The organism is Streptomyces sp. NPDC001070 (genome assembly GCF_053598835.1).
This window is the reverse complement of sequence record NZ_JBSFLB010000012.1, coordinates 172,082-198,687: the sequence shown is the minus strand read 5'-3', so window position 1 is coordinate 198,687 and position 26,606 is coordinate 172,082. Positions and strand designations below refer to the sequence as shown.

The 26,606-nt window shown below is 72.6% G+C and carries 21 protein-coding genes and 1 pseudogene; 8 read left to right on the top strand and 14 right to left on the bottom strand.

What is annotated here, in order from left to right:
• Positions 1 to 144 precede the first annotated feature (144 nt).
• Together ACWDAS_RS17240 and ACWDAS_RS17235 are read left to right on the top strand one after the other, a co-directional pair.
• Entirely contained in the window at positions 145 to 1,341 is a 1,197-nt protein-coding gene (locus tag ACWDAS_RS17240; RefSeq protein WP_450391092.1) for a MarP family serine protease, read from the top strand.
• Between the two features lie 176 nt (positions 1,342 to 1,517).
• On the top strand, positions 1,518 to 2,423 hold the full coding sequence (locus ACWDAS_RS17235) for a DMT family transporter (protein ID WP_450391089.1): 906 nt from the start codon (positions 1,518 to 1,520) through the stop codon (positions 2,421 to 2,423).
• A gap of 95 nt (positions 2,424 to 2,518) precedes the next feature.
• Here ACWDAS_RS17235 and ACWDAS_RS17230 read toward each other — a convergent pair whose 3' ends face one another.
• From ACWDAS_RS17230 to ACWDAS_RS17215, 4 genes are all read right to left on the bottom strand, one after another.
• A complete protein-coding gene (locus tag ACWDAS_RS17230; RefSeq protein ID WP_450391086.1) occupies positions 2,519 to 3,598 on the bottom strand; it encodes a glycerophosphodiester phosphodiesterase family protein in 1,080 nt (359 codons plus the stop codon).
• Between the two features lie 141 nt (positions 3,599 to 3,739).
• Positions 3,740 to 4,402: an HAD family acid phosphatase gene (locus tag ACWDAS_RS17225; RefSeq protein ID WP_450391083.1), complete on the bottom strand. Its 663-nt coding sequence runs from the start codon at positions 4,400 to 4,402 to the stop codon at positions 3,740 to 3,742.
• Between the two features lie 60 nt (positions 4,403 to 4,462).
• Positions 4,463 to 4,657 carry a DUF397 domain-containing protein gene (locus tag ACWDAS_RS17220; RefSeq protein WP_450391080.1) on the bottom strand — a complete coding sequence of 65 codons (195 nt, stop codon included), beginning with the start codon at positions 4,655 to 4,657 and terminating at the stop codon, positions 4,463 to 4,465.
• Positions 4,654 to 5,466, bottom strand: a complete 813-nt coding sequence (locus ACWDAS_RS17215) for a helix-turn-helix domain-containing protein (protein WP_450391077.1) — start codon at positions 5,464 to 5,466, stop codon at positions 4,654 to 4,656. The genes ACWDAS_RS17220 and ACWDAS_RS17215 overlap by 4 nt, the downstream gene beginning before the upstream one ends.
• Before the next feature lie 194 nt (positions 5,467 to 5,660).
• On the opposite strand from ACWDAS_RS17215, the gene ACWDAS_RS17210 reads away from it, so the two are divergent.
• The gene (locus ACWDAS_RS17210; RefSeq protein WP_450391074.1) at positions 5,661 to 5,876 is read left to right on the top strand and encodes a DUF4287 domain-containing protein; all 216 of its coding nucleotides are present in this window, start codon (positions 5,661 to 5,663) and stop codon (positions 5,874 to 5,876) included.
• A gap of 7 nt (positions 5,877 to 5,883) precedes the next feature.
• Here the strand turns inward: ACWDAS_RS17210 and ACWDAS_RS17205 are convergent, their stop codons facing one another.
• From ACWDAS_RS17205 to ACWDAS_RS17195, 3 genes are read right to left on the bottom strand one after another with little or no spacing between them, the layout of a single operon-like run.
• Positions 5,884 to 6,708, bottom strand: coding sequence for an arylamine N-acetyltransferase family protein (locus tag ACWDAS_RS17205; RefSeq protein ID WP_450391072.1), 825 nt, complete (start codon positions 6,706 to 6,708; stop codon positions 5,884 to 5,886).
• Positions 6,709 to 6,761: 53 nt separating this feature from the next.
• Positions 6,762 to 8,795, bottom strand: coding sequence for a DHA2 family efflux MFS transporter permease subunit (locus ACWDAS_RS17200; protein ID WP_450391069.1), 2,034 nt, complete (start codon positions 8,793 to 8,795; stop codon positions 6,762 to 6,764).
• Positions 8,796 to 8,849: 54 nt separating this feature from the next.
• Positions 8,850 to 9,539: a MerR family transcriptional regulator gene (locus ACWDAS_RS17195; protein WP_450391180.1), complete on the bottom strand. Its 690-nt coding sequence runs from the start codon at positions 9,537 to 9,539 to the stop codon at positions 8,850 to 8,852.
• A gap of 167 nt (positions 9,540 to 9,706) precedes the next feature.
• Between ACWDAS_RS17195 and ACWDAS_RS17190 the strand changes: the two genes are divergently transcribed.
• From ACWDAS_RS17190 to ACWDAS_RS17175, 4 genes are all read left to right on the top strand, one after another.
• Positions 9,707 to 11,218, top strand: coding sequence for a flavin-containing monooxygenase (locus ACWDAS_RS17190; protein ID WP_450391068.1), 1,512 nt, complete (start codon positions 9,707 to 9,709; stop codon positions 11,216 to 11,218).
• Positions 11,215 to 12,147 (top strand): alpha/beta fold hydrolase, encoded by a 933-nt coding sequence (locus ACWDAS_RS17185; protein WP_450391066.1) that lies wholly within the window; start codon positions 11,215 to 11,217, stop codon positions 12,145 to 12,147. The genes ACWDAS_RS17190 and ACWDAS_RS17185 overlap by 4 nt, the downstream gene beginning before the upstream one ends.
• Complete coding sequence (locus ACWDAS_RS17180) at positions 12,144 to 13,037, top strand: SDR family oxidoreductase (protein WP_450391065.1); 894 nt, start codon at positions 12,144 to 12,146, stop codon at positions 13,035 to 13,037. Before ACWDAS_RS17185 ends, ACWDAS_RS17180 begins: the two co-directional genes overlap by 4 nt.
• A 98-nt stretch (positions 13,038 to 13,135) precedes the next feature.
• On the top strand, positions 13,136 to 13,396 hold the full coding sequence (locus tag ACWDAS_RS17175) for a hypothetical protein (RefSeq protein WP_450391064.1): 261 nt from the start codon (positions 13,136 to 13,138) through the stop codon (positions 13,394 to 13,396).
• Positions 13,397 to 13,495: 99 nt separating this feature from the next.
• On the opposite strand, the gene ACWDAS_RS17170 is transcribed toward ACWDAS_RS17175, so the two are convergent.
• The 3 genes from ACWDAS_RS17170 to ACWDAS_RS17160 form a co-directional block, all read right to left on the bottom strand.
• A complete protein-coding gene (locus ACWDAS_RS17170; RefSeq protein ID WP_450391061.1) occupies positions 13,496 to 16,861 on the bottom strand; it encodes a S41 family peptidase in 3,366 nt (1,121 codons plus the stop codon).
• A gap of 51 nt (positions 16,862 to 16,912) precedes the next feature.
• A complete protein-coding gene (locus tag ACWDAS_RS17165) occupies positions 16,913 to 18,118 on the bottom strand; it encodes a serine hydrolase domain-containing protein (RefSeq protein ID WP_450391059.1) in 1,206 nt (401 codons plus the stop codon).
• A gap of 81 nt (positions 18,119 to 18,199) precedes the next feature.
• The gene (locus tag ACWDAS_RS17160) at positions 18,200 to 19,855 is read right to left on the bottom strand and encodes an FAD-binding dehydrogenase (protein WP_450391057.1); all 1,656 of its coding nucleotides are present in this window, start codon (positions 19,853 to 19,855) and stop codon (positions 18,200 to 18,202) included.
• 139 nt (positions 19,856 to 19,994) lie between these two features.
• Between ACWDAS_RS17160 and ACWDAS_RS17155 the strand changes: the two are divergent.
• A pseudogene (locus ACWDAS_RS17155) lies at positions 19,995 to 20,770 on the top strand (SDR family NAD(P)-dependent oxidoreductase).
• 168 nt (positions 20,771 to 20,938) lie between these two features.
• Here ACWDAS_RS17155 and ACWDAS_RS17150 read toward each other — a convergent pair.
• From ACWDAS_RS17150 to ACWDAS_RS17135, 4 genes are all read right to left on the bottom strand, one after another.
• Positions 20,939 to 21,781, bottom strand: a complete 843-nt coding sequence (locus tag ACWDAS_RS17150) for an EamA family transporter (RefSeq protein ID WP_450391056.1) — start codon at positions 21,779 to 21,781, stop codon at positions 20,939 to 20,941.
• Positions 21,778 to 22,263 (bottom strand): YbaK/EbsC family protein, encoded by a 486-nt coding sequence (locus ACWDAS_RS17145; RefSeq protein WP_450391053.1) that lies wholly within the window; start codon positions 22,261 to 22,263, stop codon positions 21,778 to 21,780. The genes ACWDAS_RS17150 and ACWDAS_RS17145 overlap by 4 nt, the downstream gene beginning before the upstream one ends.
• 65 nt (positions 22,264 to 22,328) lie before the next feature.
• Positions 22,329 to 23,948: a penicillin-binding transpeptidase domain-containing protein gene (locus ACWDAS_RS17140; protein WP_450391051.1), complete on the bottom strand. Its 1,620-nt coding sequence runs from the start codon at positions 23,946 to 23,948 to the stop codon at positions 22,329 to 22,331.
• Between the two features lie 177 nt (positions 23,949 to 24,125).
• Positions 24,126 to 26,543 (bottom strand): SpoIIE family protein phosphatase, encoded by a 2,418-nt coding sequence (locus ACWDAS_RS17135; protein WP_450391048.1) that lies wholly within the window; start codon positions 26,541 to 26,543, stop codon positions 24,126 to 24,128.
• Positions 26,544 to 26,606: the final 63 nt, after the last annotated feature.

The window sequence follows — 26,606 nt, the reverse complement described above, 5'->3', positions numbered from 1 at the left end:
CCTTTTCCATGTGATTCCACGGGGATCCGGGGAACCCGAGGCAGATGTGACGGACTCCGCGTGCGGTGCGCCACAAAAGGGAACCTATGGTCAGTTAATGTGCGTTTTTACTGGTCCACACGGTTTCGTCGAAAGGCCCCTCGGTTGAACCTGCTCGACCTGCTGCTGCTGGTGCTGACCGTCGCCTACGCCGTCTCCGGCTTCCGGCGCGGTCTGGTCGCGGGCTGCATCTCGCTCGCGGGCTTCCTCGGCGGTGCGGTGGTCGGCGTCTGGCTGCTGCCGTACGTGCTGCAGTACGTCGAGCCGGGCACGCCTCGGGCGACGCTGGTCGCGCTGCTGACCGTCCTGGTGCCCGCGGCGGGAGGTCATGCCGTCGCCTCGGGGATCGCCTGGAAGGTGCGCACCGGACTGGACTGGGGACCGCTGCGCTGGCTCGACGGGGCGGGCGGCGCGGTGGCGAACGCGGTGGCCGTGCTGCTGGTCTCCTGGGTGGCCGCGAGCGTGCTGGTGGCCTCCTCGTCGGGCATGCTCGCCCAGTCGATCCGCGGATCCGCGGTGCTCGGCGCGGTCCAGGACACCATGCCCCGGCAGGCCCCCACCTGGTTCAGCAGGGCGACCAGCGCACTGGCCGACGCCGGCTTCCCGCAGGTCTTCAACCCCTTCGAGTCCGAGCCCGTCAACGGGGTGCCCGAACCCTCCGGGGACAGCGTCACCGCGGCCGCCAGCAGCGCCGCCGCGCGCAGCACCGTCAAGATCGAGGGCGTCGCCTTCGTGGACGGCCGCCGGCAGGGCCAGGAGGGCACCGGCTTCGTCTACGCCGACGAGCACGTCATGACCAACGCCCACGTGGTGGCCGGGGTCGACGCCCCCGCCGTGCAGATCGGCGGGGTCGGGCGGGCGTACCGGGCCACCGTCGTGCTCTTCGACCCGGGCAAGGACATCGCCGTCCTGGACGTCCCCGGGCTGCGCGCGCCCGCGCTGAGCTTCACCGACGACGCCGTACGGGGCGACGGCGCGGTCGTGGCGGGCTACCCGCAGGACGGCGGCCTCGACCTGCGGGCCGCGACGGTGGCCGGGCGCATCCGCGCCACCGGCCAGGACATCTACGGCGACGGCACCGTCACCCGCGACATCTACCAGGTGCGGTCCGTGGTGCGCCCCGGGAACTCCGGCGGCCCGCTGCTGGACACCGCGGGACGCGTCTACGGGGTGGTCTTCGCCCGCTCCACCACCGACTCGACGACCGGCTATGTGCTCACCGCCGACGAGGTGCGCTCCGACGCCCTGCGCGGGGCGCACGCCACGCAGGCGGTGGACACCGGCAGTCGTGCCGCGCTGTGATCACGGGACCGCACGGGCCCCGGCGCACGTTCGACGTTAGACTGTCGATTCACCCGGAAAACCGGACGAAACGAAGCCGAGTGGCCGGGTAACGGGGAACCGGAGCAAGCGTCGTCCGGCACCGGGCGCCGGACGGGGACGACCGCGGTGAAGAGCGCGGGAGTGGTGCCGACGTCATGATTTCCATCCTGTTCGCCGTCCTCGCGGCCTGCAGTAACGCCTTCGGGACGGTCCTGCAACGACGCGCGGTGCTCACCGTCCCCGCGTCGAAGTCCCTGCGCCTCGGCCTCATCAAGGACCTGCTGCGCACCCCGGTCTGGCTCGCCGGAATCCTCGGCGTCATCTTCGCCGCGGTCTTCCAGGCGCTCGCCCTGGGCACGGGTTCGCTCGCCGCGGTCCAGCCCGTGTTCATCCTCGAACTGCCGCTGGCCCTGGTGATCGGCGGCGTCGTCTTCCACGTCGAGCTGTCCCGCAAGGCCTGGATCTGCGTGGCCTGCATCGCCGGGGGCCTGGCGCTCTTCCTCTTCTCCATGGCGCCCAGCGGGGGGCGGGAGCAGGTGCCGGGGATCTGGTGGGTGCCGACCCTGCTGATCGTCGGCGGGCTCGGTGCCGTGCTGGTGCTCGCCGGCCTGCGGCGGCCCGTCGGCCTGACCCGCGCCGCCTGCCTGGGCGGGGCGGCGGCGGTCGGCAACGCCCTCACGGCCGCGCTGATCAAGTCGTCCATGGACATCCTGGAGCGCCAGGGCGTCGCCGCCTGGCTGCTGTCCTGGCAGACCTACGCCTTCGCGGCGGCCGGCGGGTTCTCGCTGTTCCTGCTGGGGACCGCCATGCAGGGGGGACCGCTGATCGCCTCCCAGCCCGCCCTGACGCTCGGCGACGCCATCGTCGGCTTCTGCCTCGGGGTGACGCTCTACGGTGAGCAGCCGCGCACCGGATTCTGGCTGCTGCCGGCGCTGGCGGGGTTCGCCGTGCTCACCTACGGCGTCTTCGCGATGTCCCGCACCCAGTGCCTCTACAAGTGCGTCCACCCCGAGGAGCACCTGCTCAGCCCCGCGGAGGAGCGCGCCGCCTCGACCACGTGAGGCCGGGTCCCGCCGGCGTCGTCCGGCCTGCGGCAGGCGTACGCCCCGGAACCGGCAGGCTCCGGGGCGCACGGCTGCGTAGGGCGAGCCGGTCGTCAGGGACGCGGGGCGGGGTAGGCCTTGGGCAGGCGCATGCCGCGCTCGGCCATGATGTCCCGGACGTGGTTGGGGTAGTTGGTGATGATGCCGTCGATGCCCATGTCCATCAGGGCCTCGACGGTGGCGGGGTCGTCACAGGTCCACGGGATGACCTTCAGACCCCGCGCGTGGGCGTCGTCCACCATCTTCTCGGTGACGTAGAACGTGAAGTTCGGGTCCGCGACGGTGCCGTTCTGCGGCATGCCGTAGACCGGCGACAGCGCCTTGACGCCGGGGATGGCGGCGGCGGCCTTGACGAAGTCGCCGTCGTAGTCGTCGGCGTCGATGCCGCCGAGCCACGGGGAGGCGCCGGGCTTGCCGACCTGGAGGAAGTCGTAGTTCGTCAGCGCCACCAGCGGGTACGTCGGCGCGAGCTTGTGCATCTCCTTCAGGGCGCCCCAGTCGAAGGACTGGATGGTGACCTGCTTCTCGATCCCCGAACGGTGGATCTCCTCGAAGACACGGCGCACGAACAGTTCGCGCGGCGCGGTCTGCTCGGGGGCGCCTGCCTCCACCTTGGTCTCGATGTTGAGCTTGACCTTCTTGGCCTTGTAGCTCTTGACCAGGTTGAGGACGTCCTTCAGCTCCACCATGCGGAAGCCCTTGATCTGCTCCTGCTCGGGGAAGCCGGGCAGCTGCTGGTAGCCGCAGTCCATCGTCTTGATCTGGGCCAGCGTCAGGTCCTTGATGTACTTGCCGACGTACGGGTACATCGGGTCACCGGGCGTCACGGGACCGGTGTCCTTGCACTTCTGGGCGCTGATCTGCCGGTCGTGGTTGACGACGACCTTCTGGTCCTTGGTGACGTGGGTGTCCAGCTCCAGGGTGGTCACCCCGAGACGCAGGGCCTTGCCGAAGCCCTCCAGGGACTCCTCGGTGGTCATGCCGATGCCGCCGCGGTGGGCCTGGAGGTCGAACGGGGCCTTGTGGGGGTGGGCCCGGCCGTGGCCGTGGTGGGCCGTGGCAGCCTGGGCGGTCGCGGGAACCACGAGCGCGGGTACGACGGCCAGCGCTGCGATTGCGTGCCGGAGCGACATTCAAACCTCGTCTACATCGGGCGAACGGGACCTCGCGACGCTAAGCCGCAGGTCGAGCCCGTACGAAGCCGCTGCGTGAGGGCATGGTGAACGCCCGGGGAACGATCATCCCCCGGGCGTCCCCCGATCGCGCCGACCGCGTCAGTCCAGCAGGCCGCCGTAGTCCGGGAGCTTGAACGTGCGCTCGGCGTGGCCGCCCACCAGGTCGGTGGTGTTGTTGCCGATGTTCGCGATGATCGTGTAGCCGCGCTGCTCGATGGCGGCGCGCTGCGCCGTCTTGTACGCGCTGACCTCCTCGAAGAGGTCCGGGATCGACCGGCCGTACAGGCCCGCGACCGGATAGCCCTCGTGGTCGAGGTTGTAGTAGGTGGCCGGGTAGATGAAGTCCGGCCGGGCGGTGACGAAGAAGATGTCCACGCCGCGGGCGTCCGCGTACTGCGCGAGGTCGCGCGTCGGCGCCACGGCCGGTGGGAACCACCAGTCGAAGTACGTCTCCAGCGACGTGTTGTCGATGTCCAGCACGATCGCGAGCTTCTCGCCCGGCTTCCGGGCGGCCGTGCGGCCCTGGACGTACGTGTGCGCCTGGTCGATCACCGAGCGCACGTCCCGCAGCCAGGTCTCGTGGTCGATCGAGGCGGCCGCCGTGGCGGCGGTGGCGGCGGCCGGAGTGGCCGCCGTGGCCGTGATGCCGGTCCGCTCGGCGGCGTGCGCGTCGGCGGGGAGGGCGAGGCCGGACACCCCGGCGGCGATGATCGCCGCGGCGACGGCGCCACGTCTCCAGCTGAGGGTTTTGGGAGTTGTCATGCACCGTACGTTTGCTCGTACGGGTGAGCGGAAACTGGCGTTCGGATTACTGGTTGGTAACTATCCTTGTGGATCAGGTTTTTGGGCGGCGAAGACCACGAACGCGGCCCACGCGTCCGGCTCGAAGATCAGCACGGGGCCGGACCTGTCCTTGGAGTCCCGTACGTGCACCGAGGCCGGGCGGACCGCGACTTCCACACAATCGCCGCCGTCGCTGCCGCTGTAACTGGACGTGAACCACACGAGATCGCTCACAGTTCACCCGCAATCTGCTCGATCAACTTCGCGGAGTCCTCCGGCGTGAGGGCCTGCGCCCGGATCATGCCATAGCGCTGGTGGAGCAAGCTGACCCTATTCCGGTCATCGGTGAGCAGGCCCCCGACCTGACCTTCAGCGTAGGCGAGCAACTGGCGTTCGGGGTTCTCCAGGAGGGTGAAGGAACCGTCGAGTCCGGCGTGCGCCTCGTAGCGGGCCGGCATCACCTGGATCTGGACGTTGCGCCGCTGCCCCACCTCGACGAGGTGCCGCAACTGTTCCCTCATCACGGCCCGTCCGCCCACCGGGCGGCGCAGGATCCACTCCTCCAGGACGAAGGAGATCGTGCACACCGGCCTGCGGGTGATCAGGGCCTGGCGGGCCAGTCGGTCCTCGGTCCAGCGCTCGACCTCGTCCTCCTCCAGCGCCGGGCAGCGGGCGTCGAAGACTGCGCGCGCATAAGCCTCGGTCTGCAGCAGGCCCTTGATGACATGGGCGTCGTATGCGCCCAGGCTGACCGCGCGGGCCTCCTCCTCCGCGTACTCCCCGTACCCCACGGGCAGCTTCTCCCGGGACAGATGCGGCGCCACCGCCCTCAGCACCCCGGGGGCGCACAGCAGTTGCTCGACCTTCTCGATGAACACCGTGCTGGCGATGCGCTCCCCGCACTCGATCTTGACGGTCTGCGACTTCGAGTAGCCCGTGTGCGCCGCCACCGCGTCCAGGGTGAGCCCCCGGCCCTCGCGCAGCGCCTTGAGCAGGTCCCCGAAGATCGTCATGCTCACCGAGCGCTGGTCCTTGGACGTCACGCGGCCACCCCCGGTCGGCTCCCCTGGCATCGGTCCCGATCGCCACCGTAGGATCGGCGCGGCCGGGTCCGTCCCGGTAACCGGCGAGATTCACCTGAGGCGGGGAGTGGTCGTCCGCCCGCACCCCCGTTCAGTGTGGCGGGGGTCACATGGCCGGACCGATGGGATCGCCGCATCCGCGCGGTCCACCAGGCATGACAGAAAACGTGAAGGGCCCCGCGAGTTACTTCCCCTCGATCGAGAAGAAGTACGGCCGGCCGATCGGGGAATGGAAGGAGCTCATCCGTTCCTCCCCGCTGACCCGGCACATGGAGCTCGTCGGCTGGCTGAAGACCGAGCACGGCCTCGGGCACGGCCATGCCAACGCGCTGGTGGCGCACACCCTCGCCGAGGGCGAGGACGCGTCGTAGCGCCGGGTCACTCCGGCAGTCGCGTCCCCTCCGGGAGCCTCACGGCGAAGTCGTCCGCCAGGACCCGCAGCACCTCGTCCGCGTCCGCCAGTTCCCGCTCCTTGCGGGTGCCGTCGGCCGCCGTCTCCGTCAGGCGGCGTCCGGTCAGGGACAGATGCGCGTCGCCGGTGGTGCGCTGGACGTAGACGCCGCGGGAGAAGGGGGAGCGCGGGTTGGTCGCCACGTGCCAGTTGATGACCTCGTAGTCGGGGGCCTGGAAGGGCTCGACCGTGAAGGCGTACTGGTCCTCCCAGCCGTCGTCGCCGGCGCCGGACCGGTACGCCTGGAGCTTCCACAGTTCCAGCGGCCCGTCGTGCGGCGCCAGGACCAGCCGGTGGCGGCGCGGCGAGTCGTGCAGCTCCGCGTCCGCGACCAGCGGCAACGGCTCCAGCAGGGCGCCGATGCTGCCGAAGCCGACATCGCTCGCGTACGGCACCGGCTCGCCGGGCACCTCGGTGAGCATGAGCATGTGCGTACGGGGACGGACGTCTCCCGGTTTCGCCCCCACCAGCACGCGCGCGGTGAGCAGCGTGACCCGGAACCCGAGAGCGGTGAGCACCGCGGCGAACAGGGTGTTGTGCTCATAGCAGTAGCCGCCGCGGCCGCCGCGGACGAGCTTGGCCTCAAGATCGGGCAGCGCGAGCGAGGGTGCCCGGCCCAGGACCGGTTCGAGGTTCTCGAACGGGATGCCCAGCATGTGGGCGCGGTGCACGGACCGCAGCACCTCCGCCGTGGGCCGGCGTTCCCCGGACCAGCCGATGCGGGCGAGATAGGCATCGAGATCGAGAGTCATACGACCACAGTACGGATGCGCGCCGCCCCCTCGCCCTCCTGACGGGCGGGCCTTCACACGGGGGCGGGGTGCCGGTCGGCCTCGCTCTCCTCCAGGAGTTTGCGCGCGAGGCTGTCGACGGCGCGGTCCAGGAGGGCGCGGTCGGCCGGGTCGGCGAGGGTCCAGTCGTCGAGCCGGGAGTCCAGCCAGCGGCGCCAGGCGGCGGCGAGCAGGTCGAGCTGGGCGCGGCCGGCGGGGGTGAGGGTGAGGGTGTCGCCGTCGATCCGGGCGTAGCCGCCGCGGGCCACCCTGGCGAAGGCGGGTTCGAGCACCTCACCGGGCATGTGGTGCGCGCGGGCCACGGCGTCGAGCGAGGTGCCGCCCTGGAAGCGGTCGCGCCAGTGGATCTGGCCGAGCGACCAGGCCTCACCGGGGGTGAGTCGGGAGCCGGAGTCGGCGAGGATGCGGAGGCTGACGCCGGGCTCGGCGGCGTGTTCGCGGCGCATGACGCCCGCGACCGCCCGTTCCAGCTGGACGACGGCGTCGGGGGAGTCGGGGGCGGAGAAGCCCTCGCCCATGTCGGAGACACCGGCGCGGGCGCTGTCGCGCAGCGGCACCTCCTTGAGGAACCAGGCGATGACGAAGCCGGCCAGGGCGACCGGGGCGACCCACAGGAAGACGTGCTGGATCGCGTCGGCGTAGGCGTCGACGATCGGGGCGGCCTGGTCGGGGGGAAGCGCCCGCAGGGCCTGCGGGCTCTGCGCGGCGGAGGCCGGGACGCCGGGCACCTCGGCGAGGGCGGCGGACAGGCGCGGGCCGAGCCGGTTGCCGTACAGGGTGCCGAAGACGGCGGTGCCGAAGGCGCTGCCGAGCGTGCGGAAGAAGGTGACGCCGGAGGTGGCGGTGCCCAGCTCCGCGTAGGCGACGGTGTTCTGGACCGCGATGGTCAGCACCTGCATGGCCAGGCCGATGCCGAGGCCGAAGACGAGCATGTAGAGGGATTCGAGCCAGGGGCCGGTGCCCCGGTCCATGGTGGACATCAGATACAGGCCCGCCGCCATGACGGCCGTGCCGGCGATGGGGAAGGCCTTGTAGCGCCCGGTGCGGCTGATGACGGTGCCCGAGGCCATGGACGTGCCGAGCAGGCCGGCGACCAGGGGGAGGGTGCGGACGCCGGACTCGGTGGCGGAGACCCCGTCGACGAACTGCAGGTACGTCGGCAGGTAGGTGAGCGCGCCCAGCAGGGCGAAGCCCACGATGAAGCTGAGCATCGAGCACACGACGAAGACCGGATTGCGGAACAGGTGCATGGGGAGCATCGGTTCCCTCGCGCGCAGCTCGACGAGGACGAACGCCGTCAGCAGCACGGCCGAGGCGGCGAACAGCCCGATCACCACGGCGGAGTCCCAGGCGTACTCGTTGCCGCCCCACTCCAGGGCGAGGACCAGTCCTGAGGCGCCGAGGGCGACCAGCGCGATGCCGGCGTAGTCGATGACGGGGCGGACCGCGGCCCGGACGACGGGGATGGTGCGGGCGGCCATCACGACCATCACGATCGCGATGGGGACGTTGACGTAGAAGCACCAGCGCCATGTGGCGTGGTCGGTGAAGAGGCCGCCGAGGGTCGGGCCGACGACCGTGGTGACACCGAAGACCGCGCCGAGCGCGCCCTGGTACTTGCCGCGTTCGCGCAGCGGGATGACGTCGGCGATGAGGGCCATCGCGGTGACCATGAGCCCGCCGCCGCCGACGCCCTGGACGGCGCGTGCGGCGATCAGCATGATCATGCTGTTGGCCGCGCCCGCGAAGACCGAGCCGCCGACGAAGACGATCGCGCTGATCTGGAAGACCACCTTGCGGCCGAAGAGGTCGCCGAACTTGCCCACCAGGACGGTGGAGACGGTCTCCGCCAGGAGATAGGCGGTGACCACCCAGGCCATGTGGCCGGCGCCGCCCAGGTCCGCGACGATCGTCGGGAGCGCGGTGGAGACGATCGTCTGGTCCAGGGCCGCCAGCAGCATGCCGAGCACGATCGTCACGAACACGACGTTGGTCTGGCGGCGGCTCAGGGAGGGCGGCCGGTCGGTGGCGGGGACGGTGGCGGCCATGGTCCCACCCTCGCGCGCGCCCGGGGACGCCGCCCGGCCACGCGCCCGTACGGGCTACCGCTTGAGCTCCTCGCGCAGCCTGCGGTCGATCGCCAGGGCGAGTTCCGCCTCGACGACGGCCTGCACCAGGGGGCGCAACCGGGCGATCGCCTCGGTCAGCCGGGTCGTGTCACCGGACTGCAGGTCGGCCTCGGCGTCCGGGAGGACGTAGGTGCGCGCGAGCTCGACGAAGAGTTCGGCGAGCGGGTCCATGCGGCCGCGCATGTCGCGCCCGGCGGCGAGCACCTCGGCGAGCGGGATGCCCTCCCTGACCAGCGCGGCCGACGCCTCCAGCAGCCGGCGGCTGACGTGGACGACGTCGTCCCCATCGACGGCGATGTAGCCGATGTCCAGCGCGGTCGCCAGGTTCTCGGCGGTGGCCTGGTCGCCGTAGTGGTCGGCGAGGCCCTCGGGGGTGAGCCGCAGCGACTCCTCCTCCGACCAGCGGGTGGGCAGGCCCGGGTCCAGGCCCAGCAGTTCGCCGACGTCGTGGCGGCCGTTCTCCCAGGCGTCCATCAGTTCGGCGATGCCGCCGAGGGTGTGGCCCCGGTCCAGCAGTGCCGTGATGGTCCGCAGCCGGGCCAGGTGGTGGTCGTTGTACCAGGCGATCCGCCCCTCGCGGCGAGGGGCGGGGAGCAGCTTGCGCTCCCGGTAGAAGCGGACGGTACGGACCGGGACACCGGCGGCCTCCGCCAGCTCGTCCATCCGGTATTCGCGCTCTTCCGTTGCCACGTCGATCAGCCTATGCGGTGTGCGCGTCACATCGCGCTGCCCGACCTCTACCGCTGGTAACGCCTTCTGGTCTACGCTCCGAATCGTGCCAGTGTTCACTGGCGCGATTCGGCAAAGGGGCGGCACCGAGAGGCGGCGGTATGGCCGGGCACAGTGAACACGTGCGGGTTGCGGTGATCGGATCGGGGTTCGGCGGACTCGGCGCCGCCGTGCGGATGCGACGCGAGGGGATCACGGACTTCGTCGTCCTGGAGCGCCGGGACTCGGTGGGCGGGACGTGGCGGGACAACAGCTACCCGGGGTGCGCCTGCGACGTGCCCTCGCACCTGTACTCGTTCTCCTTCGCGCCCAACCCCGAGTGGCCGCGCACCTTCTCCGGCCAGCCGCACATCCGGGCCTACCTGGAAAGGGTCGCCGACACCTTCGGCCTCCGGCCGCACCTGCGCCTGGGCACGGAGGTGACCGAGGCCCGCTGGGACGCCGGCGCCCGGCACTGGCACATCACCACCTCGCGCGGCGAACTCACCGCCGACGTCATGGTCTCGGCCACCGGACCGCTGTCCGACCCCAAGCTGCCGGACATCCCGGGCCTCGACGCCTTCCCAGGGCGGGTCTTCCACTCCTCGCAGTGGGACCACGACTTCGACCTCACGGGCAAGCGGGTCGCGATGGTCGGCACCGGGGCCTCCGCGATCCAGATCGTGCCCGCGATCCAGCCGCAGGTGGAGAGCCTGACCGTGGTGCAGCGGACGCCCCCCTGGGTCATGCCGCGCATGGACCGCGGCATCAGCCGGGCCGAGCAGTGGCTGCACGGCAAGGTGCCGGCCACCGCCAGGGCGCGGCGCGGACTGCTCTGGCTGATCCGCGAGTTCCAGGTCGGCGCGTTCACCAAGCGCCCGGCGATGATGCGCGGCGCGCAGGCCATCGCCGCCTCGCACATGCGCAAGGCCGTCAAGGACCCGGCGCTGCGGGCCAAGCTGACCCCCGACTACCGGATCGGCTGCAAGCGCATCCTGCTGTCCAACGACTACTATCCGGCGCTCGCCACGCCCAACACCGAGGTCGTCGCCTCCGCGCTCAAGGAGGTGCGCGGCTCGACCATCGTCATGGCCGACGGCACCGAGCGCGAGGTCGACGCCATCGTCTTCGGCACCGGCTTCCACGTAACCGACATGCCCATCGGCGAGCGGGTGTTCGGCGCCGACGGCCGCTCGCTGGCCGAGCACTGGAAGGGCGGCATGGCCGCGCTGCGCGGCTGCGCCGTCGACGGCTTCCCCAACCTGCTCTTCATCATCGGGCCCAACACGGGGCTCGGGAACAGCTCGATGATCCTGATGATCGAGTCCTCGCTGAACTACGTCGCCGAGTACCTGCGCGCCCTGGACACCACCGGGGCCGCCGCGCTCGACGCCCGCCCGGACGCCGTGCGGTCCTGGAACGAGGAACTGCAGCGCCGTATGGTCCGCACGGTGTGGAACACCGGTGGCTGCGTCAGCTGGTACCTGGACGACCAGGGCCGCAACACCACGGTCTGGCCCGGTACGACCGCGGAATTCCGGCGCGCCACGCGCCGGGTGAAACTCGAGGAGTACGAGATCGTGACTGCCGATGCCCCCCAGCAGCGGCCGGCGCGTGTGGAGGTGGCTTCGTGACCGCGACCGTCTTCGACCTTCCGGCGGCCCGCCGTACGCACTCCGTACGGTCCGCGGACGGCACCCGGATCCACGTGGAGGAGTACGGTCCCGAGGCCGGCACCGCGCCCACCGTGGTGCTGATCCACGGCTGGACCTGCAGGACCCTGTTCTGGGCCCCGCTCATCCACGAACTCGCCGGGGAGTACCGGGTCGTGGCGTACGATCAGCGCGGCCACGGCGCCAGCGAGTCCCCGCGCCGGGGCGGCTACAGCACGGATGCGCTCGCCGACGACCTCACCGCGGTCCTGGAGACCGTCGTCGAGGGCGACGAGAAGGTGGTGCTGGTCGGCCACTCCATGGGCGGCATGACCGCGATGGCGGCCGGTGACCGGGCGGCCGTCCAGTCCCGTACCGCCGCGGTGCTACTGGCCAGCACCGGCAGCGGGCGGCTGCTCGCCGAGACGCTGGTGCTGCCGCCGCGGGTGCGCAGCAAGCGGGTGCGCGACGCCTTCCATCGCTTCCTGCTGGTCAGTTCGGCACCGCTCGGCCCGCAGTCCGCGGTGACCCGGGCCGCGCTCAAGTACGGAATCCTGGGCGCGGCGTCGAGCAGGGAACTGGTGGCCGCGACCGCCCGCATCGTGCACGCCTGCGGACGCAGGCAGCGCGCGGCGTGGGGCCGTGTGCTGGCCGGACTCAACCTGGACGCGCGCGTCTCGGCGCTGCGCGCGCCCACCGCCGTGCTCGTGGGCGGCGCCGACAAGCTCACCCCGCCGGTGCACGCCCACGGCCTGGCCGCCCGGCTGTCCCACTTCGCCGGGCTGACCGAACTCCCGGGCCTGGGCCACATGACGCCCCTGGAGGCCCCGGCCGCGGTCGCGGGCGTCGTGCGCACCCTGATCGAGGACCATCTGCGGCCGCAGGCGCAGGTCAAGGAGGAGACGGCATGAGCAGGTCGCTGAACGGCCAGGTCGTGGTGGTGACCGGCGCGGCCCGCGGGGTGGGCGCGCTGCTCGCCCGCAAACTCGCCGCGCGCGGCGCCGGGTTGGCGCTCGTCGGGCTGGAGCCGGACGAACTCAAGGCCGCCGCCGAGGAGATCGGGCCCGACACCGGCCACTGGACGGCCGACGTCACCGACCGGGAGGCGATGGCGCGCGTCGCGGAGGAGGTCGTGGAGCGCTACGGCCGCGTCGACGCCGTGGTCGCCAACGCCGGTGTGGCGACGGGAGGTCCGTTCCTGGACGTGGACCCCGCCGACTTCGACCGGGTCATCCAGGTCAACCTGCTGGGAAGCGTGGTCACCGCGCGCGCCTTCCTGCCGGCCCTCATCGCCTCGCGCGGCTACCTGCTGCAGATCGCCTCGCTCGCCGCGATCACCCCGGCGCCGCTGATGACCGCGTACTGCGCGAGCAAGGCGGGGGTCGAGTCCTTCGCGCACTGCCTGCGCGCCGAGGTGGGCTTCAAGGGCGTCAAGGTCGGTGTGGGGTACCTGAGCTGGACCGACACCGACATGGTGCGCGGCGCCGACGAGGACGACGTGATGCGCGAGGCCCGCCGGCGGCTGCCCTGGCCGGCCAATCGCACCTACCCGCTGGAACCCGCCGTCGAGCGCATCGCGGACGGGATCGCGCGCCGCTCGCCGCACGTCTACGCCCAGTGGTGGCTGCGCGGAACGCAGTCCGTGCGCGGCTACTTGCCCGGTCTGATCGGGGGCGCCCTGGGGCAGCGCGAAATGCGCCGCCTGGAGCCGAGGATCGCCGCCGCGGGCGGCATCCGGCACGGGCTCGTGGGACGCGGCGGTGCCGCCGACGAGCGTGCCCGGTCGGAAAGGCCCGTCTGACCAGCGGCGTTCACGCACCGCGCTCGTCCGAAGTGCGTACTGTGTCCAGCCGTGTCAGCCTGGTCGAGGCCCATTCCATACATCACGAAGGAGTGATCATGGGCAAGAACGACCCCACGCGAAGCAAGGCCGGGCAGCAGCACCGCCCGCAGGCTCAGCCCCAGACCCAGGAGCGGATCGGCCAGACCCGCGAGCGCTCCCAGGGCGTGGCCGGCCAGCCGATGCGTGAGCAGGGCAAGCAGCAGCACCGCGAGCCCGGCCACGGCCAGTCGTCCAAGCAGTCCCCGCAGTCGATGCCCAAGGGCGGCCGCCAGCAGTCGCTGGACGAGATGGACGAGCGGCAGGACTGGGACACCTGACCCGCGTGGATCAGGCGTGAACGTGGAGGGGCGCGTCCGCACAGGGCGCGCCCCTTCCGTCGTCCGGGAACGGGGTGGCGGGGGTTCGGTCTTGAGGGTTCAGCCGCGCGGGGGCAGCGGGGGCCGCCGCCGGTCCGGACGGTCGGACAGGTCGGGCGGCGTGGAGGCAGGGTGCTTCTCCAGCAGGTCCAGCGCGGTCTGCACCGCCATCTCCAGGTCGGTGCGCCGGCCCTCCGCCCAGTCCAGCGGAGTGCGGATGACCGGGATGTCCGGCTCCACGCCGTAGTTCTCCACCGACCATCCGTAGGCCTCGAACCAGGCGGCGTTCATCGGCACCGTGATCACCGTGCCGTCGCCGAGGCGGTGCCGGCCGGTCATGCCGACCACGCCGCCCCAGGTGCGGTGGCCCACCACCGGGCCGATGGCCAGCAGCCGGAACGTGGCGGTGATCATGTCGCCGTCGGAGGCCGTCGCCTCGTCCGCCAGCGCCACGATCGGCCCCCGCGGCGCGTTGCCCGCGTAACTCACCGGCTGCGCGTGGCGGGTGTGGTCCCAGCCGAGGATCTTGCGGGTCAGGCTCTCCACCACCAGGTCGCTGATGTTGCCGCCCGCGTTGCCGCGCACGTCGACGATGAGCGCCGGGTGGGCGATCTCGATCCGCAGGTCGCGGTTGAACTGCGCCCAGCCCGAGCCCCCCAGGTCGGGGATGTGCAGATAACCGCACTTCCCTTCGCTCAACGCCCGTACGACGGCGCGCCGTTTGGCCACCCAGTCCTGGTAGCGCAGCGGCCGCTCGTCCACCAGCGGCACCACCGCGACCCGGCGCGGATGGCCGCCGTCGGGCGGGGAGAAGGTCAGCTCCACCGTGGTGCCGCCCGCGGCCGACAGCAGCGGTCCGGGCCCGGCGAGCGGGTCGACGGCGCGGCCGTCGACGTGGGTCAGCGCGGCGCCCTCCAGGATGCCGGTGCCGGCCAGCGGCGAACGCGCCTTGGAGTCGGAGGACTCGCCGGGCAGGATGCGGCCCACCACCCACCGGCCGTCCTTGGTGTGGGTGAAGTTGACGCCGAGCAGCCCGATCGGCCGCTGGTAGTGCGGCGGTCCCTCGCTGCGGCGCGCGGGCGCGACGTACGCGTGCGAGGTGCCCAGCTCACCGAGGACCTCGCGCTCCAGGTCGGCGAACTCGTCGGGTGTGGCAACCCGTTCGACCAGCGGGCGGTACTGGTCGAGGATCGCCGGCCAGTCGATGCCGCACATGTCCGGCGCCCAGAAGTAGTCGCGGATGATCCGCCCGGCCTCGTCGAACGCCTGCCGCCACTCGGCGGGCGGATTCGCCTCGTGCAGGATCCGGCGCATGTCGATGTAGACGGTGGAGTCCAGGTCGCCCGGCTCGTACGCCGGGACCACGGTCAGGTCGCCCTCGTCGAAGACCACCAGTTGCGTGCCGTCGCCGCTGACCCGGTACCAGTCCATGTGCCGGACCAGCTCCACGCGCTTGGACTTGGCCAGCCCGAAGTACTCCAGCGTCGGGCGGGCGGAGGGATCGGTCGGGTTGACGAAGGTCTCGCCGAGCGCGCCCGAGATGGGCCAGCGCAGCCAGGTCAGCCCGCCGCGCACCGCCTCCAGGGAGCTGTACTTCGACGCGGGCACCGGGAAGGGGGTCACCCGCATCGGCAGCCCGGCCGCCTCGACCGCCAGCGGCCCCTCGGCGAAGCCGGTCGGGTCCAGCCCGCCACCGGGCGGCCGTCCTTCCACCGGCAGCGCGAAGGGCGAGGGCGTCGCCGAGTGCAGTGGTACGAGGTGCGGCCGGCAGCCCAGCGGGAAGGAGAGGTCGCCGGTGTGCACGTCGTACACCGGGTCGAAGCCGCGCCAGGACAGGAAGGCCAGATAGCGGCCGTCACGTGTGAAGACGGGCTGCTCGTCCTCGAAGCGGCCGTTGGTGACGTCGATGACGGTGTGCCTGCCGGTCTCCGGGTCCGGCGAGAGCCGGGCGATCCGGATCTTGCGCAGGGAACGGCCGATGACCGGGTGGGACCAGGCGATCCAGTTCGAGTCCGGGGAGAAGGCCAGGTCGCGGACGGGGCCGTTGTCGGAGCGCACGAGTTCGGCGACGAGGCCCGACTCCGCGTCGACCATGAGCAGGCGCCCGTCGTGGGAGGCGACGGCCAGGATCTGGCCGTCGGGGGAGGGCACCAGTTCGTGGACGCGGCCGAGCAGTCCGCAGGCCAGGCGGGTGCCACCGCTGTGGCACGGCGGCCGCGGGACGGTGTGCCCCTCGTCCGGGCCCGCGCCGTCGTCCGCTTCCGCCGCCGTCTCCGGTGCGCGCAGCGCCTGCGCGACCGCGTCGTCCGCGTCGGCGATGTCGGCGGCGGCCAGCGCCGCCGGGCGCCCCGGCAGCGCGGCGATCTCGATCGCGTCCTCGCCCTCGGCGTCGGTGACGAAGGCGATCCGCCCGGTGTCGCCCAGCATGACCGGCAGCCTGACCCGGGACCCCGGTTCGTCGGCGATGGTGCGGGCGGGCCCGTCGCGGTGGGTGAGCCAGTACAGGCTGCCGCGCACGCACACCGCGCTCGCCCGGCCGGTGCGGTCGACGGTCAGCCCGTCCAGGTACGCCGAGGCCGGGACCTGGTACGGCCGCCGCCCGGCGCGCGGTCCGCCGAGGTCGACCTCGACCCGGTGCGGCACCGAGTCGGGGGTGAGCCCCTCGACCATCCACACCTCGCCCGCGCACTGGTAGACCACGCGCCTGCCGTCGGTGGAGGCGGCCCGGGCGTAGAAGTCGGCGTGGTCGGTGTGCCGCCGCAGGTCCGTGCCGTCCGGCAGGCAGGAGTACAGGTTGCCGACGCCCTCGTGGTCGGATAGGAACGCGATCCGTTCCCCGACGAACATGGGGGACTCCAGATGCCCGTCGATCTCCGGCACCAGACGCCCGCACTGCAGCCACAGCCGCCCGGTCGCCCCGCCCCGGTAGCGCTTCCACGAGGCCGGCTCGTGCGGCGCCGTCGCCGACAGCAGCAGCGTCTGGTGCTCGCCCGCGGCAGTGTCCCGCACGGCGATGTCCGACACCGGGCCCCAGGGCAGCCGGCTGCCGGGGGCCCCGTCCGGGGACACGGCGTAGGCCCAGGTGTAGTGCGAGAACGGTTCCCCGTGTGAGGAGACCGCCAGGATCCGGCCGTCCGGGGTCCAGGAGCGCACGCGCGTGTCGGTGCTGCCCCAGTACGTCAGCCGGCGGGCCGGACCGCCCTCCACCGGCGCGAGATACACCTCGGGGTCGAGGGAGCGCCAGCTGTTGAAGGCGATCACCGACCCGTCCGGCGAGAAACGCGGATGGCCGACCCGTGTCCGGTCGGCCGTCACCCGCCACGCGCGCCCCTCACCGAGGGGGGCGACCCAGATGTCGTCCTCGGCGACGAAACACAGCCGTTCGCCGTGGACATGCGGAAACCGGAGGTATGCGCCGTCGCTCACCCATCCATCGTTCGCGGGTCCCGGAGCCCGGGCAACTTTTCCGGCCGCGTGTCAGCGCAGGCACTCCCGTACCGCGCGGACCAGGGCCTGGGCGCGGGGGTCGGCGGTGACGTTCTTCTGCATGCCGTTGGTGACGTAGCCGAAGGCGACGCCCTCGCCGGGGTCGGCGAAGCCGAGTGAGCCGCCCCGGCCGGGGTGGCCGAACGAGCCGGGGGAGAGGAAGGGGGCGGACGGGCCGTGCAGCATGAAGCCGAGGCCGAAGCGGGTGTTCACGACCAGGACGCGGTCCGGGCCCTCGGACTCCGGGGTGCGCGCCGAGGTGAGCGTCGCCGGGGCGAAGAGCCGGGCGCCGGGGCCCTCGACCTCCCCGATCAGCGCGGCGTAGAAGCGGGCCAGTGAGCGGGCGGTGGCGATGCCTCCGGAGGCCGCCAGCTCGGCCGCGTGGTACGCCGGGTCGTTCTCGTCGGGCAGCGGGTCGATCGCGCCGAAGGCCCGCCGGGTCAGCGACTCGGGGTCCTCGTAGGCCTCGGCCACGTTGCGTTTGGGCCGGGCCCGCAGCCCTGCCGCGGCCGGGGGCGGCGGGGTCTCCACCGCCGCGATGCGCCCGACCCGGGCCTCCTCGCCCGGCGGCAGGCCGACCCACAGGTCCAGGCCGAGCGGGCGGGCGATCTCCTCCGCGACGTAGCGGCCTATGGAACGGCCGCCGCTCGCGCGCAGCACCAGCTCGCCGATCAGCCAGCTGTACGTCTGCGCGTGGTACCCGTGGTCCGTGCCGGGCGCCCAGAACGGGGCCTGCAGCGCGAGCGCCCGCGGCCCGCTGACGCCGTCCTGCGCCTGTCCCGGGCCGAGCGGGGTGTCCAGCGCGGGCACACCCGCCCGGTGCGCCAAGGCGTCGCGCACCGTGACGCGCTCCTTGCCGGCCGTCTTGAACTCGGGCCAGTACGTGCCCACGGGCGCGTCCAGGTCCAGCTGACCGCGCTGGTGCAGCAGGAGCAGGCACGCGCCGGCCACGCCCTTCGTGGCCGAGCGCACCACCTGCGCGGTGTCCTCCGCCCACGGCGCGGCCCCGTTCCCGGCCCCGCCGGCCGCCGCCGCGCCCGCCCACAGGTCCACGACCTTGCGGCCGTCCCGGTACAGCGCCACGGCCGCGCCGAGCTCGCCCCGCTCCTCGAAGTTCCGGACGAATGCCTCTCGGACCGGCTCGAAGCCTTCCGCCACCGCCCCGTGGACGTCCACCACAGTCCGTGCTCCCACCATGCGCCGCCGTATCTGCTCCCCCCATGGTGCCTCGCGCGCGCGGCGCCCCGGGACCGGGGTCGGTGCCGGCGTCCGGTGCGGTCAGGCGGTCGCCTTCGCCGCCGCGCGGCCCGCCGTACGGCCGGAGAAGATGCAGCCGCCGAGGAAGGTCCCCTCCAGCGAGCGGTAGCCGTGCACCCCGCCGCCGCCGAAGCCGGCCGCCTCGCCCGCCGAGTACAGTCCGGGCAGCGGCTCACCGTCGGCGCGCAGCACCCGTCCGTCCAGGTCGGTCTCCAGCCCGCCGAGCGACTTGCGGGTCAGGATGTTCAGCCGCACGGCGATCAGCGGGCCGGCCTTCGGGTCCAGCAGCCGGTGCGGGGCGGCGGTGCGGATCAGCTTGTCGCCGATGTAGTTGCGGGCCCCGCGGATCGCGGTGACCTGCAGGTCCTTGGTGAAGGTATTGGTGATCTCGCGGTCGCGGGCCTCGATCTCTCGGCGCAGCGCGGTCTCGTCCATCAGCTCGTCCTTGGTGATCGCGTTCATGCCGCGCACCAGCGCCGGCAGGTCGTCCTCCACGACGAAGTCCACGCCGTGCTTCTTGAACGCCTCGACCGGGCCCGGCGCCCCGGGCAGCGCGCGCTTGAGCACGTCGCGCACGCTCTTGCCGGTCAGGTCCGGGTTCTGCTCGGAGCCCGAGAGCGCGAACTCCTTCTCGATGATCTTCTGGGTGAGGACGAACCACGTGTACTCGTGCCCGGAGCGCATGATGTGCTCCAGCGTCCCCAGCGTGTCGAAGCCCGGGAAGAGCGGCACCGGCAGCCGCTTGCCCGTCGCGTCCAGCCACAGCGAGGACGGGCCGGGCAGGATCCGGATGCCGTGCTTGGCCCAGATCGGGTTCCAGTTCTCGATGCCCTCGGTGTAGTGCCACATCCGGTCGCCGTTGATCAGGTGCGCGCCGGCCGCCTCGGCGATCCCCAGCATCAGGCCGTCCACGTGCGCCGGCACGCCCGACAGCAGCTTCTCCGGCGCCTTGCCCAGGCGCTCCGGCCAGGCCTTGCGCACCAGGTCGTGGTTGCCGCCGATGCCGCCGGAGGTGACGATCACGGCCTGCGCCCCGAGCTGGAACTCCGCGCGGATCTCCCGCGAACTCGCCTGGCCGCGCTCGGCGTCGCTGTCCACCAGGACCTCGCCCGCCACGCCGTCCACCGCGTCGCCCGTCGTCGTCAGCGCCGTCACGCGGTGCCGGAAGCGCAGCTCCACCAGGCCCTTGGCGACCGCCTCCCGCACCCGGCGGGCGAACGGCGCGACGACGCCGGGACCCGTGCCCCACGTGATGTGGAAGCGCGGCACCGAGTTGCCGTGCCCGGTGGCGAGATAGCCCCCGCGCTCCGCCCAGCCGACGACCGGGAAGAAGCGCACGCCCTGAGCGTGCAGCCAGGATCGCTTCTCGCCTGCGGCGAAGTCCACGTACGCCTCGGCCCACTTGCGCGGCCAGTGGTCCTCGGCGCGGTCGAAGCCGGCGGTGCCCATCCAGTCCTGCAGGGCCAGTTCGCGGCTGTCCTTGATGCGCATCCGGCGCTGCTCGGGGGAGTCGACGAGGAACAGCCCGCCGAAGGACCAGAACGCCTGGCCGCCGAGGTTGCTCTCGGGTTCCTGGTCGAGCAGGAGGACCTTCCGGCCCGCGTCGGCCAGTTCGGCCGTCGCGACCAGACCGGCCAGCCCCGCTCCGACGACGATGACGTCCGCGTCCAGCGCCATGGTGTGCCTTTCCGCTCCCCTTTGGTGTGCAGGCACGTTACGCTACGCGCGAGTAAGGAGGCGAGAGGGCAGCGCCTCGGAAATCGCTTGCTACGAGGCCCCTCGCACCTCTTCACGGGGATCCCGAGGGGATGACGCCATGCGCAGGTTCGAGGGACACGTCGCCGTCGTCACGGGGGGTGCCCAGGGCATCGGCGCGGCGACCGCCCGGCGCCTGATGTCCGAGGGCGCGTCCGTCGTCCTGGCCGACCTCGACGGGGAGCGGGCCTCCGCGACGGCGGCGGCCCTCCGGGAGGAGACCGGCGGCGCGGCCGACGCGGTCCCGTGCGACGTCGTCGACCAGGCCGCCGTCGACGCCGCCATGGCGCACGCCGTCGAGCGCTTCGGGCGGCTCGATGTGCTGGTCAACAACGCCTACGCCCGCCATGTGGATCCGCCGCGGTTCGAGGACGTGCCCGACGCGGAGTGGTACGAGGACATCGAGGTCACCCTCACCGGGGCCATGCGGTGCGCCCGCGCGGCGCTGCCGCTGCTGGCGGAGGCGGGCGGGGGGCGATCGTCAGCATCGGCTCCGTCAACGGGCACATGAACTTCGGCAACCACGCCTACAGCGCCGCCAAGGCGGGCCTCGCCTCGCTGACCCGTACCCTCGCCGTGCACGCCGCCCCGCGCGGCGTCCGGGTCAACCTCGTCGCCCCCGGCACGGTGCGCACGCCCGCGTGGGCGGGGCGCGAGGACGCGCTCGACCGGCTCTCGAAGGTGTACCCGCTGGGGCGGGTCGGGGAGCCGGACGACATCGCGGCGGCCGTCGCGTTCCTGGCGTCCCGGGACGCGTCCTGGATCACGGGTCTGGCGCTGCCGGTGGACGGGGGGATCCTGATCAACGGGTCCGCGTTCCGCGCCGCGCTCGACTGACGCCCGGGGTGCCCCTCGCGGCCGGTTGTGTGCGGGGTGTTTGCGCCTGCGGCGGGCGTCCACCCGCCCTCCCGCCTCCCCCAACCTTCGGCTGGGGAGGCGGGAGGGCGGGGGAGAAAGCCGCAACAGAACAACCACAGCGGCGCCGCACACGACAACCGGCCCCCGCTACGCGTGCAGCATCAAGCTGATCCCGGCCACAACCACCAGCGCCGCGACGATACGGGTGCGTCCGAGCCGTTCCTTGAAGAAGACCGCCCCGATCACCGCCCCCGCGATGATCGAGGTCTCCCGCAGGGCCGCGATCGGCGCGAGGGCGCCCCGGGTCTGGGCCCACAGGACGAGTCCGTACGCGGACATCGAGAGGACCCCGCCGAGCAACCCCCGGGCGGCGACCGGGCGGAGCTCCGCGAGGAGGGCTCCGCGGCGCAGTGCCAGGGCGCAGGCGGCGAGCAGGGTGCCCTGGATGAGCAGGAGCCACGCGACGTACCCCGGGGCGGAGCCCGAGGCACGGACGCCGACGCCGTCGACCACGGTGTACGCCGCGATCGTGAGGCCGGTGCCCAGGGCCGCACCGACCGCCGGCCAGTCCTTGCGGCGGCCGCGCATCCCCCACAGCGCGGCGCCCCCGAGCCCGGCGGAGGCGACGAGGACGCCCGCGGTCTGCAGGGCGTCCGGCACCTCGCCCACGAAGACGGCCGCCAGCACCGTCACGACCATGGGGGCGACACCCCGCGCGATGGGGTAGACCTGCCCGAAGTCGCCCAGCGTGAAGGACTTCATCAGCAGGTACATGTAGGCCATGTGGATCGCCACCGACGCGATCAGGTACGGCCAGGCCCCCGACGAGGGCAGCGGCGCGAACGCGGCGATCAGTGCGCCGCAGATCGCTCCGCCGCCCCCGACCAGGGTGAACGCGACGAGCTGGTCCTTGATGCCGTGCGCGATGGCGTTCCATGCGGCGTGGGTGACCGCCGCGAGCAGGACGGCCGCCGCTATCAGGGGTGTCACGCGGTGCGTTCGCGGACGTCGGCGAGGGTCGCTCCGGCGTGCTTCACCAGGTCGGCGGGCGCCATCGGGAAGACGGTGTGCGGGGTGCCGGCGGCCGCCCACACGGTCTCGTGCTCCAGCAGCCGCCGGTCGGCGAGGACGGTGGTCCGCGTCCGGTGCCCGAAGGGGGGCACGCCGCCGATGGCGTACCCCGTGGTCTCGCGCACCAGGTCCGCGTCGGCCCGCCGCACCTCCGTGGCGCCCAGTTCGGCCCGGACCAGTTCCACGTCGACCCGGGAGGCGCCGTCCATCAGCACCAGCACCGGGACCCCGTCCGCCGCGAAGATCAGCGACTTGACGATCTGGCTGAGTTCGCAGCCGATCGCCTCGGCGGCCTGCGCCGCGGTGCGGGTCGCGTCCGGGAAGGCGCGCACGGGGACCTGGAGCCCCAGCGCGGTGAGCGCCTCCGCGAACCGGGGGTGAGCGGTAGCTGAAGTCGACATGACCGGCACGCTAGCCCCCGGCGGGGGCGGGGCGCCAAGCCATTTGGGCGTGGCCGACGCCCGGGTCACGACGTGGCCTTGAGCACCGAGGCCACGATGGGACCCGCCGAGTCGCCGCCGTGGCCGCCCTCCAGGACCATTCCGCCGGCCGCGACGTCGCCGCGGTAGGCGACGAACCATCCGTTGGGCTGCTGCTGGTCACCGACCTCGGCGGAGCCGGTCTTGGCGCCGACGTCCCCGTAGACCCCGCGCATCGCGCCGGACGCGGTACCACTCGACGCGGTGAGCCGCATCATCGACTTGAGGCTGCTCCGCACACCGGACGGCAGGCCGGTCTGCGCCTTCGCGAGCGAACCGTCGATCAGACCGGCCGCCACCAGCCGGGGCTGACGGAAGACGCCGTTCTGCACGGTGGCGGCTATGGAGGCCATGTTGAGCGGGCTCATCTGGATCTGGCCCTGGCCGATCATCTCCTCGGTCATCTCGTCGCCGCTTCCGCCTGGGACGCGGCCGTCCCAGGCCGGGACGCCGACGTTCCAGGTCTGGCCGAAGCCGTAGTAGCGCTGGGCGACCGAGGGGACCGAGGACTCGCTGAGGTGGCCGGCGAGCTTGATGAATCCGGTGTTGCAGGAGATCGCGAAGTCCCGCTGGAAGGTCGCCGACGGGTCGGAGGAGCTCTCCACGTTGTGGAACATCTTGCCGTTGTTGTAGTTGGCGGTCGCCGGGCACGGCGCGGGCGTGCCCGGGGACACGCCCTTCTCCAGCAGCGCGGTGGCGGTGACGACCTTGAAGGTGGAACCGGGGGCGACCTGGGCGTTGAAGGCGTTGTTGTTGTCGGTCGCCGGGTTGTTGGCGAACGCCAGGATCTCGCCCGTACCGGCCTTGACCGCGGCCACCGAGGACTGGCTCCTCCTCTTCACCGCCTGCTCGGCGGCGGTCTGGAGGCGCGCGTCCAGGGTGGTGGGGAGCTTCGCGGGCGTGCCCTTCGTGATCACGTGCAGCGTCTGCCCGGGACCGTCGCCGCCGTCCACCCAGGTCTCGATGCCCGGCTTGCCGCCGGACAGCTTGGCGCCGTAGCGCTCGCGCAGTTGCGGCAGCACCGACGCCAGTGACGGGTACTTGCCGGCGTCCAGCTCCCTGCCGTTCCGGTCGACGACGATGATCGGCGGCGACGCGGCCTCGCCGGTCTCCAGTGACTGGCCCTCCGTCAGCTTGGGGTGCATCACCGCGGGTTTCCAGTCGACCAGGGGGCGATGGGTGGTCTCGCCGCGGAAGACGGTGAGGGCCGAGGAGTACGACCAGGTGGAGGACCTGCCCTTGTAGGAGAGCGTGGCCACGACCTTGAAGGGCACCAGGTCGCCCTGGGCCGCGCCGGGCGTCAGGCGCACGCGGGAGACATGCGCTTTCTGCCGGTACCCGGACAGTTCCTCGGAGGCCGTCGCGGCGTCGTTGGTGAGCGCCCCCGCCGCCGCGGTGTCCCCCTTGGCCCACGCGGCAAGGAAGTCCGCCGCGGTCTTCTTCACCTCCGCCGCCGTCGGCGGCCCGGTCTCCACGGGGGCGGCCTGCGCGGAGAGGCCTCCGCCCCCGGACAGGCCGTCATAGATGTTGTACGCCCCGTACCCCGCGGTTCCCACCAGCCCCGCGAACAGCGTGCCGATGATCCCCAGTTTCATTCCTCGGCGCATGGCACCGACCCTCCCCGTGATCCTCCTGAACGCGTTCAAAAAATGGTCCTGCAAGCGCACTCTACGGGACGGGGAAAGACACAGGTGCTCTATCGGGTCACAGCTTCGGAACGCGCTTCCCATCGACGGGGAATGCGCGCTGGTCGAGATCTCTCGCAACCGTCCGGTGCGGCGGGGTCACTTCTCCGGCCCGGGCGGGAGCCGCTCCGAGTCCAGGAGGGCCAGCTCCGCCCAGACGATCTTGCCGTCCCCGGTCCGGCGGACGCCCCACCGGGTGCACAGCTCCGCGACGAGCACGAGTCCGCGGCCGCCCTCGTCGGTCGCTTCCGGGTGGCGCGGCAACGGCGGCCCCGGGCTGGTGTCGAAGACCTCGCAGGCCAGCTTCATGTGCCGGATCAGCCTTAGCCGGACGGGCCCGTTCCCGTACCGGACGGCGTTGGCCAGCAGCTCCCCGACGATCTGCTCGGCGGCCGCCCGCACCCGGCCGAGGCCCCACTCGGACAGCTGCCGGGCCGCCTCGGCGCGCACGCCCGCGACCGCGGCCGGATCGGCGGGCATCTCGCGGCCGAACACGCGGTCGGGGCTCAGCCGGCAGGTCCTGGCGAGCAGCAGTGCGACGTCGTCGTCCTGTCCGCTCTTGGGCAGCAGGTCGACCACCGCGGCGCACAGGTCCTCCAGTGAGGTGCCCGGCGGCCGGGTGAGCGCGCACCGCAGGCGCTCCAGCCCGTCGTCGATGTCACCGTCCCGGGTCTCGACGAGCCCGTCGGTGTACAGCGCGATCACGCTCCCCGGGGGCAGCAGCAGGTCGACCGAGGCGAAGGACCGCAGCCCCACGCCGAGCGGGGCACCGGAGGGGACGTCGGGGAAGGTGACCGTGCCGTCCGGGGCGACGATCGCCGGCGGCGGATGTCCGGCCCGGGCCGCGGTGAGGTGCCCGCAGGTGGGGTCGTAGACCGCGTACAGACAGGTCGCGCCGAGGATCCCGGTGGCAGGCGACACCTCGTCGGAGTCCTCGGAACCCAGCCGGACGACCAGGTCGTCCAGGGCGGAGAGCAACCGGTCGGGGGGCAGTTCCAGGCCCGCCAGGGTGCTCACGGCCGTACGGATCCGCCCCATGGCCGCCGCGGCGTTGAGCCCGTGCCCCACGACGTCCCCGACGACCAGGGCCACCCGGGCGCCGGACAGCAGGATCACGTCGAACCAGTCGCCGCCCACGCCGTCCTGGGTGTCCGCCGGGAGGTAGCGCCAGATCGTCTCCAGGGAGAACCCGGCGCTCGGATTGCGGGGGAGCAGATTGCGCTGGAGCGTCAGGGCCATCGTGTGCTCGCGTGTGTAGCGCCGGGCGTTGTCCAGGCTCAGCGCCGCCCGGCTGACCAGGTCCTCCGCGAGCGTCCGGTCGTTCTCGTCGAACGGCAGGGGGTTCCTGCTGCGGACGAGCACGACGACGCCGAGGATCTCGTCGCGCGCGTGGACCGGAAGGACGAGCAGGCTGTGCATGCCGAGCGCGCGGACCCGCTCCAGCCGCTCCGGGTCCGCCTCCAGCCACTTGCCGGACTCCGACTTCAGGTGCGGCTCCATGTACGTCCGGCCGGAGGACAGCACCTCGACGAACGGTGAGCGCGGGGGGACGAAGACCGGGCTGCCGCGCGCGTAGATCGACTCCCGGAAGTCGTCGTGGACCGAGGCCATCCCCGCCCGGTGGAAGACCGGGACGTTGCCGCTCGCCATCGGGCCCAGACGCGCGAGCGGCGCGTCCCCGAGCCGGACCGACTCCGCGAGGTCGACCGTCGCGTAGTCCGCGAGCAACGGCACCAGCAGGTCGGCGAGGTCCTGCGCGGTCTGCAGCACGTCCAGATGGGTCCCGATGCGGGTGGCCGCCCGGCCGAGCACCGTCATGCGGTCCCTGGTCCGGCGGCTCTCGGTGACGTCCACATTGACCGAGCAGACGCCGGGCCGGCCGTCGCTGACGTCCTCGATCCGGAAGGCGGAGAGCGTGTACGCCCGGTGACGCAGCCGGTCCAGCTGGCTCAGCTCCCGGTCGACCACCGGGACGCCGCTCTCCAGGACCTCGCGCAGCACTTCCTTGACCTGGGCGGCGCTCTCGTAGAGCGGTGACTCGTCCAGGTGCCGGCCGAGGCGTTCCTCGCGGGAGAGGCCGAAGAGGTCGGCCAGGGCCTGGTTCAGCCAGGCGGTGCGCAGGTCGCCGTCCCAGATCGCCATCGGGAAGGGGCTCAGCTCCGCCGCCGACTCCAGCACGGAAGGCGCGATCCCGGCCGTCGCCACGAGCCAGTCGACCGTCCCCGCCGGCCCCGGCAGCCCGGACACCCGCAGGTTCACGGTCAGCCGGTGGCCGTCCCGGTGCCGCAGCGCGGCCGACCCGGCCCACTCAGCGGTGAAGCCGTCCGGTTCCTCCCCGGGCTCCAGCAGGGTCGACGCCGGCCTGCCGAGGACGTCCTGCGGCGCGTACCCCAGCAGCCGCCGGGCCACCTCCGTCCACCGGGTGACCGTGCCCTCCGCGTCCACCACCGCCAGTGCCGCGCCGGAGCGGTCGAGCGCCGACGCCTGGGCGGCGTTGATTCGATCGGGGGCGGACATACGTGGCTTCCCTCGGGACCTCCCACGCTAGGGCTGCGCCCTGACCTCCGCAAACGGTCACCG